Below are 17,087 nucleotides of genomic sequence, written 5' to 3' on the forward strand. Positions count from 1 at the left end.
GACCTGTGGGGCGCGGTGGAGCCCCGGAATCAGATTATCAAGCTGGAGTACCGACGGTGAAAACGATGTACAGACAGAAGAGCAGGCAGGCGGGCTTTACCCTGATGGAGCTGATGATAGCCGTGGCTATCATCGGGATTCTCGCGGCAATCGCCATACCCAGCTATACCGGTTACGTAGAGAATGCCCGGGCCACCGACGCCCAGGGCGCACTAACCTCCTTTGGCAGCGCCATGGAGCGTTACCACACCCAGAACGGCTCCTATCTGGGTGCCGATGGCGGAACCGCCGCTATCTCCGATACCCTGACGGCGCCGACCATCTTTCCGACCCAGGCCCCACTGGATGGCTCGACGAAATTCTATAACCTGAGAATCTTCAACTTGACGGCGAACAGCTATGAGCTGAGGGCCGTGCCCATCGCCGGCACGGCCCAGGCCAATCACGGTTTCATCCAGTTGCGGTCAACCGGTCAGCGTGGATGGGATGCCGATAATTCCGGAGGGCTCGGTACCGGCGAGGACACCTGGCAGCGTTAATTCTCCTGCGCCTCAGCTACACACCAGAGGTGCTCCCCGCGAGTCCTCTGCGATACCGTCGCCATCGGTATCTCGGGCTCGCACCACGCGTCCGCCCCAGTTGATCCTCAGCTGAACCGCTTTACTGGCATCGCGGTCGTCCGGGCACCAGGTCACGTTACCGATAGCCCCGGCCGCCATGCCGTCTGCATTGAACCCGAAATAGCGCCTTATGCCTGTGCCGCCGATCAGGCGGCCACGGGAAGGGGCAGTCTTGACCAGAACTACTTCTGTTGAAGAGGTGAGCTGCCGTTGCCGGAGCGGGTCAGTGAAGGCAGTTACGGGCAGACTCCAGTCCCGAGTGCACTTTGCATCGGCGGGGTCCAGCGGGCAGATGGTCACAGGCACCTGCTGCTGGACCGCCGCTGTTCGGGAAACATTGAAAAGGTTCACCATACTGCTGATGGTGGTCTGGCGGTGGGACCTCTCAACCAGGCCGGCAAAGCCGGGAACAGCGAAACCAACCACCACACTTATCAGAGCAATAACTACCACAAGCTCTATGAGGGTCAGGCCCTCATGCTTTCTGAGACCGTTCACTGTTTTTCCTTCCATGGGGATGCAAGTTCAGACGTCCTGTCTGAGAACCGATATTATCAACGATTTCGCTCAAAATCGGCGATTGATCCTGATTATTTAAGTGATTTGTTCGAATTCATGGTCATGGCAGGGTTTCGGAAGTGTCTACTCCATTCCCAGCTTCTTAAGCTTATACCGCAACGCCCGGAAACTGATCCCCAGCCTTTTGGCGGCTGCAGTCTTGTTCCAGCGGGTGGCTTCCAGGGCTTTCTCGATGGCCTGGCGCTCGATGGTCTCGAGGTAGTTTTCCAGGTCCATGCCGCCTTCTGGCAGCTCAATGGCCGGCATGTCCGGGCCGGACAGCTGGGGCGCGCTGCTGAGCGCCGCGGCAGCCCCAAGGTGCAGGTCGTCGGCATCAATTCTGTCAGCATCACAGAGGGTAAACGCACGTTCGAGTATGTTTTCCAGCTCACGGACGTTGCCGGGAAAGTCATAGTGTTTCAGGCGCTCAATGGCGCCGGGCGTAAGCTCGGCAGGTTCACATTCATACTCCCGGGCTATGCGCCCGAGTATGTGCCTGGCCAGCAGCGGAATGTCGCCCGGCCGTGCCCGAAGGGGAGGTACGCTGAGCTCGATCACATTGATACGGTAAAACAGGTCCTGCCGGAACAGGCCTTCCTGCACCAGGTCGGGCAGATTCTTGTGGGTTGCACTTAGAACCCGGATATCGACCGGAAACTCCTTCGATTCTCCCACCGGGCGTACCGCTTTTTCCTGGATGGCACGTAGCAGTTTCACCTGCATGGCCAGGGGCAGGTCCGCGACTTCGTCCAGGAACAGGGTGCCGCCATTGGCAGAGCGGAACAGGCCATCCTTGTTGTCCGTGGCGCCCGTAAAGCTGCCTTTCTTGTGGCCAAAAAACTCGCTCTCCATCAGCTCTGACGGGATGGCGCCACAGTTTACCGCCACAAAGGGCGCGTCGTTCCTCGGTCCCTGCAGGTGAATCATGCGGGCCACCAGTTCCTTGCCACTGCCGGATTCGCCACTGATAAACACCGGTGCCTGGCTGCGGGCCAACTTGCGGACCTGGGTTCGCAAGCGCTTTATTTCCGGGGACTGTCCCAGCAACAGTCCGGGCTCGTCTTTTTCCGGCGCCTCTGGCGGTCGAGGCTCCGATAGCTTCAGCGCGCTATTGACCAGCTCCCGCAGGCGCGGCAGTTCCACCGGTTTGGAGACGAAGTCGAAGGCACCGGCCTTGAGCGCTTCGATGGCCGTATCCATATTGCCATAGGCTGTGACCACCGCTACCGGCGTGTTCGGGCAGTACTGCTGCATCCAGGTGACCAGCTCGATGCCGTTGCCATCGGGCAGGTTCATGTCGGTCAGGCACAGTTGCGGTGCCGCCTCGGTGAGCAGCGCTTTGGCGGTGGTGACATCGGGCGCCGTCCTGGTCGCGATTCCCATGCGGGTGAGGGTGATTTCAAGCAGTTCCCGGATGTCCGGTTCGTCGTCAACGATAAGCGCGGTATGGGTTGTCATCTGGCTCTGGTCTCATTCATGGCAGGACATGGTGGTTCTTCGGTTTCCCGGGATTCTGAACGGCACTTCACTGGTGCTCTAAACGAGCCGTCCCTGATGGGCAAAAGTAATCCGGAAGCAGCAGCCAGGCTGGTTGTCGTCTTGCAGGAGGGACAAATGCGCCTGATTAGCCTCGCACAGTTCCCGGGCCAGATAAAGGCCGAGGCCGGTGCCACTCTTGTCGGTGGTAAAGAAAGGTTCAAAGACTGAGCTACGGTTCTCAGAACTGATACCAGCGCCGAAATCCCGGATATCGATAAAGGCCCGTTCGCCATCCGCAGTTGCCCCCGCTGAAATCCGCAATTTCGGCTCACCGAATTCGGCCATGCTGTGGCGCAGCCCGTTATCGCACAGATTGACCAGTACCTGTTCCATCTGGCTCGCGTCCATGGGGGCAGGGGGCAGGTCATCGGGCAGATCCAGTTCGATAGACACCGGCCGGTCATAGTTAAGGCTGACGGTCTGGCTGTAATCCGCGACAAACTCCTGCAACCAGTTCGCGATATCGACCCGTTCGCTGTCCGCAGGCTGGCGTCGGGACAGGTCAAGAACGTTTTCAATAATGCCATTCACCCGCCGGGAATGGCGCTGAATGATGTCGAGCATTTTCTGGTCGGCCATATCCAGGTGGTGTGACTCATTCATGAGCTGGGCGGCGTGGCTGATGGCGCCCAGGGGATTCCTGATTTCATGGGCAATACCGGCAGTCAGTCGCCCCAGAGAGGCCAGTTTCATCTGCTGTGCCTGCTGGGTCACCTTGCTCATGTCCTCAATAAAGACCAGGATCTGGTCGCCCTTTTCCTGGTGCAGCCGGGTGAAGTTGGCCTGTACCAGGGGGGTGAGCTGGCTTGCCTGAAACGGCTCCAGGCGGGTGGCGGGGTTTTTCAGCCACTGGTCGAGGCCGGCCCGCAGGGGTGCAGGCAGGGACAGGTGGCGGGCCGCTGTGTCCGTGGTCTGGCCAAACAGTAGCTCCGCTGCGGCTGCGTTGGCCAGGCGGATACGTCCGAACCGGTCTGTCACCAGGATGCCCGTCCGCATGCGCTGGATGATCTGCTGGTTGATCTGCTCCAGCTCCATGATGCTCTGGGCACGGGAGTTCGCCAGGGCTTCACTGCGTATCATGCGCCGGGTTATGTTTTGCAGCAGGAAAGCCGCGGCAAAATACAGAATGCCCAGAGACCCCGCCCGCACAATGTCATCGGCACTGCTGCCCAGGGCCAGCACGGACCAGGAGGCAACCCCCAGGGAACAGATGGCGGCCAGGGCGGCGTAAAAAATGCCCATCCGGCTGGGTGTCAGTATGTTGCCCGCCGCGACCGCAACAATGACCAGGTTGGCCAGTCCGCTGGTTATGCCGCTGCTGAACAGCAACAGGGCATGCATGATGATAATGTCGAGAAACACGGAAAGCGTGATGTGGCGCTGCAGGGGCCGAAACCCCGCCATCAGTAACAGCCCGATAAAAATATTCAGGGCAAAATAACTGATGACACTGCCCTGATAGTAGTCCACCAGCCGGTACCGGGTATCGAAGGCATCCAGGTTCACAAAGATCACCGCGACCAGAGTAAAACTGATCACCAGCCGGTACTGGTTATAGATACGGAACAGTCTCACCCGCTGGTCAGGGGTGGTCGGGTCAGGCTCTGCTGCACTGCCAATAAGGCGGGTTTCTGGCATGCTAGTGGATCTTTTTCAGTGGTTGGGCCGGGCCCGGGAGAGAAACCGGGCCCGCGACAGGTCTATAATAGCCTTTTACCCGCAACGAGTTACAGGAGCTTAACTATGTCGCAACGGTCGGAAGCCGGGTCAGACGCAAAACCGGGCAATCGTCTCACGGTGGTTATTGCCCAACTGGACTTTCTGGTGGGCGACATTCCCGGTAACGCTCGGGATATCCTCGAGGCTGCCCGCAGTGCAGAGCGGGTGCACGGAGCGGATGTGGTGGTCTTCCCGGAGCTCTGCCTGACCGGCTATCCACCCGAGGACCTGCTGCTTCGCCCCAGCCTCGACCTGCGTATCCAGGAGGCCCTGGATCAGCTTATGGCAGCGGAGCTCGATGCGGCCATAGTGATCGGGCTGCCTCTGAGGGAAAAGGGCCTGCTGTATAACGGCGCCGCGGTTATCGACAAAGGCAGGATCACCGCCCGCTACTTCAAGCAGTTCCCTCCCAACTACCAGGTTTTCGATGAGAAACGGTATTTTGCCGAAGGTACCGAGCCCTGTGTGGTGGACATACGCGGTGTTCCTGTCGGCCTGACCGTATGCGAGGACATATGGAGCGATGGCCCGATCGAGTCAGCGGTGGCTGCCGGTGCCAAACTGATATTGAACCTCAATGCCTCTCCCTATGACATCGGCAAACAGGCCCGGCGCAAGGCCCTGCTTGAGCGTAAGGCCCAGGCAAATGGCATCAGTATTGTCTACGCCAATCTGGTGGGTGGCCAGGATGAGCTGATTTTCGACGGTGGCTCCTTGGTGGTGGATCAGTACGGCCAGGTGGCGATGGAAGCTCCCCAGTTCAGCGAGGGGCTCTATGCCGTGGATTTCACCCACGAGCGCCACTGCCAGCCCGTATCCCAGCCGCTTCCAGAGGAGCCATCGCTGCCCCACAACATCTACAGTGCGTTGGTACTGGGGGTTCGGGACTATGTGAATAAAAATGGCTTCAAATCTGTGGTGCTCGGCCTGTCGGGAGGCATTGACTCAGCATTGACCCTGGCTATCGCAGTGGATGCCCTGGGCGCTGATCGGGTTCGGGCGGTCATGATGCCTTTCCGTTACACCGCAGACATGAGCCGTGAGGACGCCAGCACCCAGGCCAAAACCATGGGGGTGCAGTACGAAGTTTATTCAATCGAGCCCATGTACGATGCCTTTATGCAAACGCTGGCTGAGCCTTTTGCCGGCACCGAGCCCGACACCACCGAGGAAAACCTCCAGGCACGGATTCGGGGGGTCATCCTGATGGCGCTTTCTAATAAATTTGGCGCCATGGTGCTCACTACCGGTAATAAAAGCGAGATGGCGGTGGGGTACTCCACCCTGTACGGCGATATGGCCGGCGGTTTCGATGCCCTGAAAGATGTACCGAAAACCCTGGTGTTCGAGCTTGCCCGCTACCGCAACGAGATTTCCCCGGTGATTCCCGACCGGGTCATTTCACGGCCGCCGTCAGCGGAACTGGCGCCGGGGCAGGAGGACAAGGACAGCCTTCCGGACTACGCCGTTCTGGACCAGATCCTGAATCTCTATGTGGAGCGGGATTACAGTGCGGAGGCGATTATTGCCGAAGGCTATGAGCGCGCCGATGTCGAGCGTGTAACACGCCTTGTAGACGTTAATGAATACAAGCGGCGTCAGGCGCCCTTGGGTATCAGGATTACCGAGCGGGGCTTCGGTAAAGACCGTCGCTATCCGATCACCAATGGCTGGAAAATCGGCAAGTAGCGAGTAGGGCAGTAGTAAGCAGTAGTTCGATGAGAGGCCCCGGGGCAGATGGCTGGAGGCTGCCCAGCCCCGGCTCGGAGTTTACTCGTCGCCCATCAGACCAAAGGTCACGACACTGCCAAGGGAGCGGTCTTCCCGCTTGAGAATAGAAGGCTGGAACTCCATGTCTTCATTAAAAGCGTCGCTGTCAGGATAGTTCAGTGCCAGGAGTCGGATGGCGTCTTCCGCGCCCTTTTTCAGATCCATGAACTGAAAGGTTTCTGCCAGAATGATCAGGGCTTCTTCCGTGGCCGGCGTAGACGGGAAATTCTCCACCACATAGCGGGCCCGGTTGTTGGCGGCCACGTAGGCTTCACGCTTGATGTAATAGCGCGCTGCGTGCAATTCCTGTTCAGCCATCCGGTTACGGACCGCAATCATGCGCTGGCGGGCATCGGCCACGTAATCACTGTTCGGATAGCGGTTCAGCAGTTCCGAGAAATCACGGAAGGCCCTGAGCTGCTCGCCCGGGTCACGCTCTGACACATCAATGGGGAAATACCGGGCCGCTAGGCTGATATCAAGGTTGTAGGAAGCCAGGCCCCGCATATAGAGGGCGTAGTCAGCATTCTCACTCTGGGGGTTCAGGCGCAAGAAGCGGTCAGCCGCTGCCCGGGAGCCTTCCAGGTCGAGGTTCTGATAGCGGGCATAAATGAGGTCTAGCTGCGCCTGCTCGGCATAGCGCCCAAACGGATAGTAGGTTTCCAGTGAGTCGAGGTTGCTCTCGGCTTCATTGAAGTTGCCGGACTTCATGGCTGAACGGGCGTTCTCGTAATAGGTTTCTTCCGGCAGAACTTCTTCTTTCTGATTGGACGAACAGGCACTGATCAGTACAAAAACGAACAATAGGAGTAATCGAAAACCTGATCTCATGCCGGAATCCCGTATAATGAAAAACGTGTTGAGCGCTCGACATTGTAGCGGGGTTAAAGCTCCGTGTGCAGGGTCCGTTCACCTTTACGTGGCTTTTTCTGCCATCCGTGCCAGGGTCTTTAACAAGAAGACCCGGTTCTTCTTACTATCTTCAACCGCCTGGGGCGTGAATGACCTCCGATAACCGAATTACTGCCGATTTTCAGGTTCCCCCTGAGCTTAGCGATCGCCGCCTCGACCAGGCCGTCGCCGAACTTTTGCCGGAGCACTCGCGCTCCAGGCTCCAGGGCTGGATCAAAGCCGGTGCCCTTACGGTGAACGGCAAGCAGTATAAGCCTCGGGACAAGGTCATGCTGGACGATCACATTCACCTGGATGCCGAGCCTGAGGCCCAGGTCACCTGGCAGGCTGAGTCCATCTCCCTGGATATTGTCTACGAAGACGAGCACCTGCTGGTGATCAACAAGCCAGCTGGCCTGGTGGTTCACCCTGCCGCAGGTCATGCCGACGGCACCCTGGTCAACGCTCTCCTACATTACGCCCCCGAGGTGGAGAATCTGCCTAGGGCGGGAATTGTGCACCGCCTCGATAAGGACACTTCCGGCATCATGGTGGTGGCTCGCAGTCTGGTTGCGCATACCTCGCTGGTTGACCAGCTGCAGACCCGGACTATGGGGCGGGAATACGAAGCCGTGGTGGTCGGTACCATGACCGGGGGTGCCACGGTTGATGCTCCCATTGGCCGGCATCCGCGTGAGCGCAAGAAAATGGCGGTGGTCCCTTCCGGCAAACCGGCGGTGACTCACTATCGGGTGCAGGAGCGGTTTGCCGCCCATACGCATATCCACTGCAAGCTGGAAAGCGGTCGCACCCACCAGATTCGCGTTCACCTAGCCCATGTGCGGCACCCTCTGGTTGGCGACCAGATGTATGGCGGTCGTTTGCGCCTGCCAAAAGGCAGCACCGATGCACTCCGTGACGTGCTGGCCGGTTTTCATCGCCAGGCACTGCACGCCCGTCGGCTGACACTGGAGCACCCGGTCAACCGTGAAACACTCAGTTGGGAAGTAGCCCGGCCGTCAGATATGGACGTTCTGATAGAGGCCCTGCGTGCACATGTGAGGGAAATCGCTGCCGATGCCTACTGATCTCCCGGTGCTGAAGCCGGACTGGCCTGCCCCGGCGTCGGTCCGGGCACTAAGCACCACCCGGTTGGGGGGCGTGAGCGACGCACCCTGGGATTCACTGAATCTGGGCAGTCATGTGGCTGATGATGAGCTCCATGTCATGGCCAACAGACGTTTACTGGCCAGCCATGCAGGCCTTGAGCCCGCTCAAATCCACTGGTTGGAGCAGGTGCATGGCAATCACGTCCACAGGGCCGATGGCGCAAGCCGTATCGAAACACCCTGCGCCGATGCCTGCATGACGGTTACGCCCAATCAGGCCTGTGCCATTCTGACCGCAGACTGCCTGCCGGTGCTGCTGTGTGATGTCAGCGGCACCCGGGTAGGTGCCGCTCATGCCGGATGGCGTGGGCTCAGCGGAGGCGTCCTGGAGGCACTGGTGGCCTGCCTGTCGCCGGCCCACGAGCTGATGGCCTGGCTTGGCCCGGCCATTGGTCCCCGGCACTTCGAAGTTGGTCCTGAAGTCCGTGAAACCTTTGTCGCATCTTATCCGGATGCCGGTCAGGCCTTTACCGTAAGTGGTGATCGGCCCGGGCATTACCTGGCTGATCTTTGGGAGCTGGCCAGACAGCGCCTCAGGCGCGCGGGCGTTACGCAGATATACGGCGGGGGCATCTGCACAGTCTCTGATCCGGCCCGCTTCTTTTCCTATCGCCGCGATGGAAAAACCGGCCGCATGGCCACGTTGATCTGGTTAACTTGACTGGCGTCAATTTTCTGACGTTATTTCTCTCCTACTGCTTGAAGTCCCCATTCCCGTCCCTACATTAAGGGCATGACCCGGCGTTTCCGGCTGTGCCTGTTCAAGCACACTCTGTTACCGCTCCCTTCAGGTTGGAGCGGGGCAGGGCCATAGGAAGCGCCCGCACCACTGAATCAGGGATACCTTATTATGCGAATCGATAAACTCACCAGCCGTCTGCAGTCAGCACTTGCTGATGCCCAGTCCATTGCGGTTGGCAAGGACCATAACTTTATTGAGCCCCTGCATCTGATGCAGGCGCTTCTGGATCAGCGGGACGGCTCCATCAAGCCCCTGCTGAAGCAGGTTGGGGCAGACCCGGGCCGTATCAGGCAAGCGGTGGCCCGTGAAATAGACAACCTGCCCGAGGTGCCTAACTCAGCGGGTGACGTCGCCATGTCCAACGATATGGGGCGCTTGTTCAACATTGCCGACCGGACCGCCCAGAAACGCGGCGACCAGTTCATTTCCAGTGAGCTCATGCTGCTAGCTGCGCTGGAAGACCGCGGTACCCTGGGGCGAGTTCTGCGTGAAAACAATCTGGACAAAAGGGCGCTCGAGGCCGCCATCGACGAGGTCCGTGGTGGCGAAGGGGTGGATGACCCCGGAGCGGAGGAAAACCGCCAGGCCCTTGCCAAGTACACTATCGACCTGACGGAGCGTGCGCGGGACGGCAAGCTGGACCCGGTGATTGGTCGTGACGACGAAATCCGGCGCACGATTCAGGTGCTCCAGCGTCGTCGCAAGAACAACCCGGTGCTGATCGGGGAGCCTGGCGTGGGTAAAACGGCCATCGTTGAGGGTCTGGCCCAGCGAATCGTCAACGGCGAAGTTCCGGAAGGTCTTAAGGACAAGAAAGTGCTGTCGCTGGATATGGGCTCGCTGCTGGCAGGTGCCAAGTTCCGTGGCGATTTCGAGGAGCGGCTCAAAGCATTGCTGAACGAGTTGTCCAAGCAGGAAGGTCGTATCATCCTGTTTATCGACGAGATTCACACCATGGTGGGTGCCGGCAAGGCCGAAGGCTCCATGGACGCGGGCAATATGCTCAAGCCAGCCCTGGCCCGCGGCGAACTTCATTGTGTGGGCGCGACCACCCTGGACGAATATCGCGAGAACATCGAAAAAGACGCGGCCCTGGAGCGGCGATTCCAGAAAGTCCTCGTCTCCGAACCCAATGAAGAAGACACCATTGCCATTCTCCGGGGGCTGAAAGAGCGTTACGAGGTCCATCACGGGGTGGAAGTGACCGACGGGGCCATTATCGCGGCGGCCCGGTTATCTCATCGCTACATTGCCGACCGGCAGTTACCGGACAAAGCGATTGATCTTGTGGATGAGGCCGCGAGCCAGATCCGTATGGAGATGGATTCCAAACCTGAGCCCCTGGACCGGCTCGAACGCCGTCTCATCCAGCTCAAGATTGAGCGGGAGGCGTTGAAGAAGGAAACCGACCCCAACTCCATCAAGCGCCTGAACGAACTTAATGACGTCATCGCAGGTGTCGAGCGTGAATTCGCTGATCTGGAGGAGGTCTGGAACACCGAAAAAGCTGCATTGCATGGCTCCCAGAAAATTAAGAGTCAGCTCGAGCAGGCCCGTATTGATCTGGAAACCGCGCGTCGCTCCGGCGACCTGGGCAAAATGTCTGAGCTGCAGTATGGTCGCATTCCAGAGCTGGAGCGTCAGCTGGATATGGCCAGTCAGGCGGAAATGATGGAAATGACCCTTCTCCGGAATCGCGTCACCGACGAAGAAATCGCCGAGGTGGTTTCCAAGTGGACCGGTATTCCTGTGTCGAAGATGCTGGAGGGGGAGCGGGACAAGCTCATGCGGATGGAGGCCGAGCTTCATAACCGTGTTATCGGCCAGGATGAGGCTGTGGAAGCGGTTGCCAATGCGGTGCGCCGTTCCCGCGCCGGGCTGTCAGACCCTCACAGGCCTAATGGCTCGTTCCTGTTCCTCGGCCCCACTGGTGTAGGTAAGACAGAGCTCTGCAAGGCCCTGGCGTCGTTCCTGTTTGACACGGAAGAGGCCATGGTGCGTATCGACATGTCCGAATTCATGGAGAAACACTCGGTAGCCAGGCTGATTGGTGCGCCTCCCGGTTATGTGGGCTATGAAGAAGGCGGGTACCTGACTGAAGCGGTGCGTCGCAGGCCCTACTCGGTTTTGCTGCTGGATGAGGTCGAAAAAGCTCATCCTGATGTATTCAATATCCTGCTTCAGGTGCTTGAGGATGGCCGGCTTACCGATGGCCAGGGACGTACGGTGGATTTCCGCAATACCGTCATCGTCATGACCTCCAACCTGGGTTCAGACATCATTCAGCAGAAAGCCGGGGAAGATAATTACGAGGACATGAAGCAGGCGGTCATGGAAGTGGTCGGGACCCACTTCCGCCCCGAGTTTATCAACCGCGTGGATGAGGTGGTGGTTTTCCATCCTCTTGCAGAAAGCCAGATCCAGGGCATTGCAAAGGTCCAGATCGAGTTGCTGAACAAGCGCCTGAAGGATCAGGACATGACCCTGGAGCTGGACGAGCCGGCAATGAACCTGCTTGCGAAAGTGGGGTACGACCCGGTGTATGGCGCAAGGCCGCTCAAGCGGGCCATCCAACGGATGATCGAGAACCCGCTTGCCCAGCGCTTGCTGAAAGGTGAGTTCGTGCCCGGCGATGCCATCCGGGGAACGGTGGAAGACGGCAAGCTGACCTTCACCAAAGGCTGACCAAGGTGACCGGGCGGACCTGTGTTGCCGCCCGGCTTCTTGCGTTGACTAGCAGTTAGCGTCCGCTATTTCCTGAAACCGAACGCTTTGCTCTGCGATTTCCTCAGGCCCCAGGTAGCGCTGTTCGCCATTTTCTTCCACCTTGATGCGGGCGTTTGAATCGAGGACGTTGAGGTTACTGCGGGCTGTTTCGCAGTTGGCGGTACGTTGCTTGCGCCGGGCTTCTTCCTGGGCGGTTTCTGCCTCTCGTTGCTGGCCCTCCTGCTGGCTTGCAGTCAGGCTTTCCAGCTGTTCCTGGGCACTAGGGGGCTGCTTCAGCTTGCTGGACGTGCCCGAGCGCAACTTGACGGATTCAGTTTCACGTCCGGTCGGCTGGCGGTCGCCAAAGTGGGTTACGCCCTCATCGTCGGTCCATTTATAAACCGAAGCGCTGGAAGCCAGGGCAGGGGCTAAAATAACCACAGTGGCCATAACAAGAATTTTTATGCTCATGGGTACGCTCACACTACGTTTTCCGAAAGTCGGAATTGCTGAAAAACAGGGAACGCTGAAAAAAGAAGCACTCAGCTGCCTCCTGTGTGCAGGTAGACCCATGGTGCCACGGATAATCTGCGTTTGCCCAAGCTTAGTTCAAATCTGTGCGCTAAGTATGTTCTGTTTCCGTACCAACTTGTCAGCTAATCGTCTCTGCGCTATTGACAGAGAGTTTCCGGCTGTCAAAATTACCGACTGCCTGAAAATAGGGGTCAATGCGGCAGGCAATCCCGAGCAGTATTCCCCGTGATTACCACACTGAACGCTCCGCGCAACTGTCGCGGAATGGTCGTTGCTTTCAGCAACCCGGTGTTTAACCGTCCTCCGGCACCCTCAGGAGCGCGGTTGGCCAGGAGACAACCTCTCGTCTGATAGTGTGGCGGAATATCCGGCTTGCCTTCCAAAAGAGGCGCAGGGCCGGAGATCCAGGCAACCGGGGCCATCCCGGCACATTCACTCGTATAGAGGGTAGAAAACGTGGAGCTATTGTCTGGCGCCGACATGCTGATCCGGTCCCTTCAGGATGAGGGTATCGAATACATATACGGCTATCCGGGCGGTGCAGCATTACATATATATGATGCGCTGTTCCGACAGGATAAAGTCAAACACATACTTGTTCGCCACGAGCAGGCCGCCGTCCATATGGCTGACGGTTATGCCCGTGCCAGCGGCAAGCCCGGTACCGTTCTGGTGACTTCAGGTCCAGGCGCTACCAACACCATCACCGGCATCGCTACCGCTTTCATGGATTCCATTCCTATGGTGGTTCTGTGTGGCCAGGTCGCGTCAACCCTGATAGGGGAAGACGCCTTCCAGGAAACCGATATGATCGGTGTCTCCCGGCCTGTGGTTAAGCACAACATCAGCGTCCGCCACCCGGAAGAGATTCCAGAGGTGATTCGCAGGGCTTATTACATCGCCTCCACCGGCCGTCCCGGACCGGTTGTGGTGGATATCCCCAAGGATATGACAACGCCCAATGAGCGCTACGAGTACGTCTTCCCCAAGAAGGTGAAACTGCGCTCCTACAACCCGGCCATCCGAGGTCATGCCGGCCAGATCAAAAAAGCCGTCGACATGCTGATGGCGGCCAAGCGGCCCATCATTTACGCCGGTGGCGGTGTGGTGCTGGGTAAGGCCTCGAAGGAACTGACCGAGCTGGCGCATAAACTTGGCTTTCCGGTCACCAATACCCTCATGGGTATCGGCGGCTTCCCGGCGACGGACAAGCAGTCCCTGGGCTGGCTTGGTATGCACGGGACTTACGAGTCCAATATGGCGATGCACCATTCGGACCTGATCCTGGCCGTCGGCGCCCGCTTTGACGACCGGGTCACCAATGCTACGGAAAAGTTCTGTCCTGGTGCGCGGATCGTTCATATTGATATTGATCCGGCCTCCATTTCCAAAACCATTGATGCGGACGTGCCAATCGTCGGACCCGTTGATGCGGTGCTAAAGGAAATGCTTGGCCTGGTGGCGGAAAGCAAGGAAAGGCCCGACGCCGAAGCGTTGAAGTCCTGGTGGAAGCAGATCGATGAGTGGCGTGCCTTCCATGGCATGCGCTACGAAACCAGTGACACCCATATCAAGCCTCAGGAAGTGATCGAGGCTATCTGGCGGATCACCAACGGCGACGCCTATGTGACCTCGGACGTGGGCCAGCACCAGATGTTCGCAGCCCAGTACTACAAGTTCGACAAGCCCAATCGCTGGATCAATTCCGGCGGCCTGGGGACCATGGGGTTTGGTTTACCTGCAGCCATGGGCGTCAAGCTCAGCTACCCCGACAGTGAAGTTGTCTGTGTCACCGGGGAAGGCAGTATCCAGATGAACATCCAGGAGCTGTCCACCTGTAGCCAGTACAACCTGCCGGTTAAAATCGTCAATCTTAACAACCAGGCCCTGGGCATGGTTAAGCAGTGGCAGGATATGAACTACGAGTCCCGTCACTCCCAGTCTTACATGGGATCCCTGCCGGATTTCGTCAAGCTGGCCGAAGCCTATGGCCACGTTGGCATCCGGATCGACAGGAAGGAAGAGCTTGAGCCCAAACTGCGCGAAGCCTTCGCCATGAAAGACAAGCTGGTGTTCCTCGATATCTATGTGGATCCGTTTGAGCACGTTTACCCCATGCAGGTAGCGCGCGGTTCCATGAAGGATATGTGGCTCAGCAAAACGGAGAGGGTCTGATAACCATGCGTCGCATCATATCTGTATTGCTGGAAAACGAGCCGGGTGCGCTGTCGCGGGTGGTTGGTCTTTTCTCCCAGCGCAATTACAACATTGAAACCCTGACCGTCGCGCCCACTGAAGACGAGACCCTGTCGCGCCTCACGGTTACCACATCCGGGTCAGACAAGGTTATCGAACAGATCACCAAGCAGCTCAATAAACTGATTGAAGTGGTGAAGCTGGTGGATCTGACCGAAGGCTCCCACATCGAACGTGAACTGATGCTGGTCAAGCTGAAAGCCACCGGTTCACAGCGTGCGGAAATCAAGCGCACCGTGGACATCTTTCGCGGCCAGATTGTGGACGTTACCAGCACTATCTATACGGTGCAGCTGGCCGGCAACAGCGACAAGCTCGATGCCTTTATACAGGCTGTGGGGCCTGCTGGTGTGCTGGAAGTGGTGCGCTCGGGTGTGTCGGGTATCGCCCGCGGTGAAAAAGTTCTGAGTCTTTAAGTGCTCAAAAAATTACGATTACTAATGGCCTTTGAGGCCAGATAACGCAAACAGGGGTTTGTCATGCAGGTTTACTACGATAAAGATTGTGATCTTTCCATTGTCCAGGGCAAGAAAGTGGCCATTGTCGGTTACGGTTCCCAGGGCCACGCTCACGCCAACAACCTTAAAGAGTCAGGTGTTGATGTTGTGGTCGCGCTGCGCGAGGGCTCGTCTTCAGCGGCCAAGGCGAAGGCTGCTGGTCTTACCGTTAAGGGCGTGGCTGAAGCGGCCAAAGAGGCTGACATCGTCATGCTGCTTGCGCCGGACGAGAACCAGAAAGCGATTTATGAGACCCACATCGAGCCGAACCTGAAGCAGGGCGGTGTGCTTGCCTTTGCCCATGGCTTCAACGTGCACTACAACCAGATTGTTGCCCGCAAGGATCTGGATGTCATCATGATCGCACCCAAGGCGCCTGGTCACACTGTGCGCACCGAGTTTACCCGCGGCGGCGGTATTCCCGACCTGATCGCTATCCACCAGGATGCATCCGGCAACGCCAAGAACATTTCGTTGTCCTATGCCAGCGCCATTGGCGGCGGACGGACCGGAATCATCGAAACCACGTTCAAGGACGAGACCGAGACCGATCTGTTCGGGGAGCAGGCAGTCCTGTGTGGCGGTACCGTCGAGCTGGTCAAGGCCGCGTTCGAGACCCTGACTGATGCCGGCTACGAGCCTGAAATGGCTTACTTCGAGTGCCTGCATGAGCTCAAGCTCATTGTTGACCTGATGTACGAGGGCGGCATCGCGAACATGAACTACTCCATTTCCAACAATGCGGAGTACGGTGAGTACGTGACGGGGCCTGAAGTTATTAATGAGCAGTCCCGCGAAGCCATGCGTAATGCGCTCAAGCGTATCCAGAGCGGTGAGTATGCCAAGATGTTCATTCAGGAGGGCAACACCAACTATCCTTCCATGACTGCTCGCCGTCGTCAGAATGCTGAGCATCCCATCGAGATAGTCGGTGAGCAACTCCGTTCAATGATGCCCTGGATTTCCGCCAATAAAATTGTGGATAAAGAAAAGAACTAAGTTAGGAAAGCGTAATGAAAACGCGGCCTCAGGGCCGCGTTTTTTTATGGTCGAACAACGGCTGGGCCTGATACGTTATACTTCACTCAAATATTCGCTGGATGAACGGAATGACTGTAAATAAAGACAACTCAGACAACGAGTCGCTGGCAGACCAGGACCTGGCTTCGGGAGAGGTGGTCGAAGAGGAGTTCGTGGAAGGAGCGCCGGTCCGGCGAAAAGGTGTTTACCTTCTGCCTAACGCATTAACAACTGCCTCCCTGTTTTCAGGGTTTTATGCCATTGTTTCGGCAGCAAACGGGGTTTTTGACAATGCAGCCATCGCCATATTTATTTCCCTGGTTCTGGATGGGCTCGATGGTCGGGTAGCAAGAATGACCAACACTCAGAGCAAGTTCGGTGAGGAGTACGACAGCCTTGCCGATATGGTTGCCTTTGGCGTCGCACCGGGGTTGGTCGCTTTCTTCTGGTCCCTCAATAACCTGGACCAGGTCGGCTGGGCCGTTACTTTTATCTATGTGGCCGGAGCGGCGCTCAGGCTGGCCCGATTCAACACCCAGATTGGCTCAATCGACAAGAAGTTTTTCGTTGGCTTGCCAAGCCCCTCGGCCGCCGCGGCGGTGGCAGGGCTGGTTTGGTTCTTCCACGAGTTCGAACCCAATAATTGGCTCACTTTGCTCACCATTATTGTCGTTGGTGGCACGGGCGTGTTGATGGTGAGTAATATCCTTTACCGCAGCTTCAAGGATCTGGATCTTCGGGGAAGGGTGCCTTTCGCAGCTATTCTGCTGGTGGTGCTGATCTTTGTGGTGGTTGCGCTGGATCCGGGCACGGTGCTGTTCGTAACGTTCCTGGCCTACGCCCTATCCGGGCCGTTTACCGCTTTGATGAGAAAGTCGCGTAAGAGCGCGGTTTCAGCCATGCCCAAGAATAGCCCCGAGCCGAAAGATGCGGATAAGTCTGGTTAAAAATTCACCATATTGAGCAGTGCCTGACCGAATGCGGGGGCAAGCCAGAATTTAGCGGTTTTTTTCCAAAATCCCCGTTGACACCTGAGTGGGTGTCTGTAGAATGCGCATCTCCTTCG

At 57.8% G+C, this 17,087-nt stretch carries 14 protein-coding genes; 9 read left to right on the forward strand and 5 right to left on the reverse strand.

Annotation, left to right across the window (positions count from 1 at the left end):
- The first annotated feature begins 65 nt into the window (after positions 1–65).
- A complete protein-coding gene (locus G7W63_RS13680) occupies positions 66–539 on the forward strand; it encodes a type IV pilin protein (RefSeq protein ID WP_166259103.1) in 474 nt (157 codons plus the stop codon).
- Between the two features lie 12 nt (positions 540–551).
- Here the strand turns inward: G7W63_RS13680 and G7W63_RS13685 are convergent, their stop codons facing one another.
- The 3 genes from G7W63_RS13685 to G7W63_RS13695 all read right to left on the reverse strand — a co-directional run bounded on the left by G7W63_RS13685 (position 552) and on the right by G7W63_RS13695 (position 4,355).
- Entirely contained in the window at positions 552–1,118 is a 567-nt protein-coding gene (locus tag G7W63_RS13685) for a GspH/FimT family pseudopilin (RefSeq protein WP_166259106.1), read from the reverse strand.
- A gap of 144 nt (positions 1,119–1,262) precedes the next feature.
- Positions 1,263–2,636, reverse strand: coding sequence for a sigma-54-dependent transcriptional regulator (locus G7W63_RS13690; protein ID WP_166259109.1), 1,374 nt, complete (start codon positions 2,634–2,636; stop codon positions 1,263–1,265).
- Between the two features lie 78 nt (positions 2,637–2,714).
- Complete coding sequence (locus G7W63_RS13695; protein ID WP_166259112.1) at positions 2,715–4,355, reverse strand: sensor histidine kinase; 1,641 nt, start codon at positions 4,353–4,355, stop codon at positions 2,715–2,717.
- Between the two features lie 105 nt (positions 4,356–4,460).
- Here G7W63_RS13695 and G7W63_RS13700 point away from each other — a divergent pair, with 105 nt between their 5' ends.
- Entirely contained in the window at positions 4,461–6,125 is a 1,665-nt protein-coding gene (locus G7W63_RS13700; RefSeq protein WP_166259115.1) for an NAD+ synthase, read from the forward strand.
- An 81-nt stretch (positions 6,126–6,206) separates the two neighbouring features.
- Here the strand turns inward: G7W63_RS13700 and G7W63_RS13705 are convergent, their stop codons facing one another.
- Entirely contained in the window at positions 6,207–7,037 is an 831-nt protein-coding gene (locus tag G7W63_RS13705) for an outer membrane protein assembly factor BamD (protein WP_166259118.1), read from the reverse strand.
- Positions 7,038–7,207: 170 nt separating this feature from the next.
- On the opposite strand from G7W63_RS13705, the gene rluD reads away from it, so the two are divergent.
- The 3 genes from rluD to clpB all read left to right on the forward strand — a co-directional run bounded on the left by rluD (position 7,208) and on the right by clpB (position 11,693).
- Positions 7,208–8,185 (forward strand): 23S rRNA pseudouridine(1911/1915/1917) synthase RluD, encoded by a 978-nt coding sequence (gene rluD, locus G7W63_RS13710; RefSeq protein ID WP_166259121.1) that lies wholly within the window; start codon positions 7,208–7,210, stop codon positions 8,183–8,185.
- A complete protein-coding gene (gene pgeF / locus G7W63_RS13715; RefSeq protein ID WP_166259124.1) occupies positions 8,175–8,927 on the forward strand; it encodes a peptidoglycan editing factor PgeF in 753 nt (250 codons plus the stop codon). Before rluD ends, pgeF begins: the two co-directional genes overlap by 11 nt.
- A 189-nt stretch (positions 8,928–9,116) precedes the next feature.
- Positions 9,117–11,693: an ATP-dependent chaperone ClpB gene (clpB, locus tag G7W63_RS13720; protein ID WP_166259127.1), complete on the forward strand. Its 2,577-nt coding sequence runs from the start codon at positions 9,117–9,119 to the stop codon at positions 11,691–11,693.
- Positions 11,694–11,741: 48 nt separating this feature from the next.
- On the opposite strand, the gene G7W63_RS13725 is transcribed toward clpB, so the two are convergent.
- Positions 11,742–12,185, reverse strand: coding sequence for a DUF4124 domain-containing protein (locus G7W63_RS13725; protein WP_166259130.1), 444 nt, complete (start codon positions 12,183–12,185; stop codon positions 11,742–11,744).
- A gap of 519 nt (positions 12,186–12,704) precedes the next feature.
- On the opposite strand from G7W63_RS13725, the gene G7W63_RS13730 reads away from it, so the two are divergent.
- The 4 genes from G7W63_RS13730 to pssA all read left to right on the forward strand — a co-directional run bounded on the left by G7W63_RS13730 (position 12,705) and on the right by pssA (position 16,968).
- Positions 12,705–14,423 (forward strand): acetolactate synthase 3 large subunit, encoded by a 1,719-nt coding sequence (locus G7W63_RS13730; protein WP_166259133.1) that lies wholly within the window; start codon positions 12,705–12,707, stop codon positions 14,421–14,423.
- Positions 14,424–14,428: 5 nt separating this feature from the next.
- Positions 14,429–14,920 carry an acetolactate synthase small subunit gene (gene ilvN, locus G7W63_RS13735; RefSeq protein WP_166259136.1) on the forward strand — a complete coding sequence of 164 codons (492 nt, stop codon included), beginning with the start codon at positions 14,429–14,431 and terminating at the stop codon, positions 14,918–14,920.
- A gap of 63 nt (positions 14,921–14,983) precedes the next feature.
- Complete coding sequence (gene ilvC, locus G7W63_RS13740; protein ID WP_166259139.1) at positions 14,984–16,000, forward strand: ketol-acid reductoisomerase; 1,017 nt, start codon at positions 14,984–14,986, stop codon at positions 15,998–16,000.
- A gap of 110 nt (positions 16,001–16,110) precedes the next feature.
- Positions 16,111–16,968, forward strand: coding sequence for a CDP-diacylglycerol--serine O-phosphatidyltransferase (pssA, locus tag G7W63_RS13745; RefSeq protein ID WP_166259142.1), 858 nt, complete (start codon positions 16,111–16,113; stop codon positions 16,966–16,968).
- Positions 16,969–17,087 lie beyond the last annotated feature (119 nt).

Origin of the sequence: Marinobacter salicampi (assembly GCF_011074795.1) — a bacterium.
Lineage (GTDB): Bacteria > Pseudomonadota > Gammaproteobacteria > Pseudomonadales > Oleiphilaceae > Marinobacter > Marinobacter salicampi.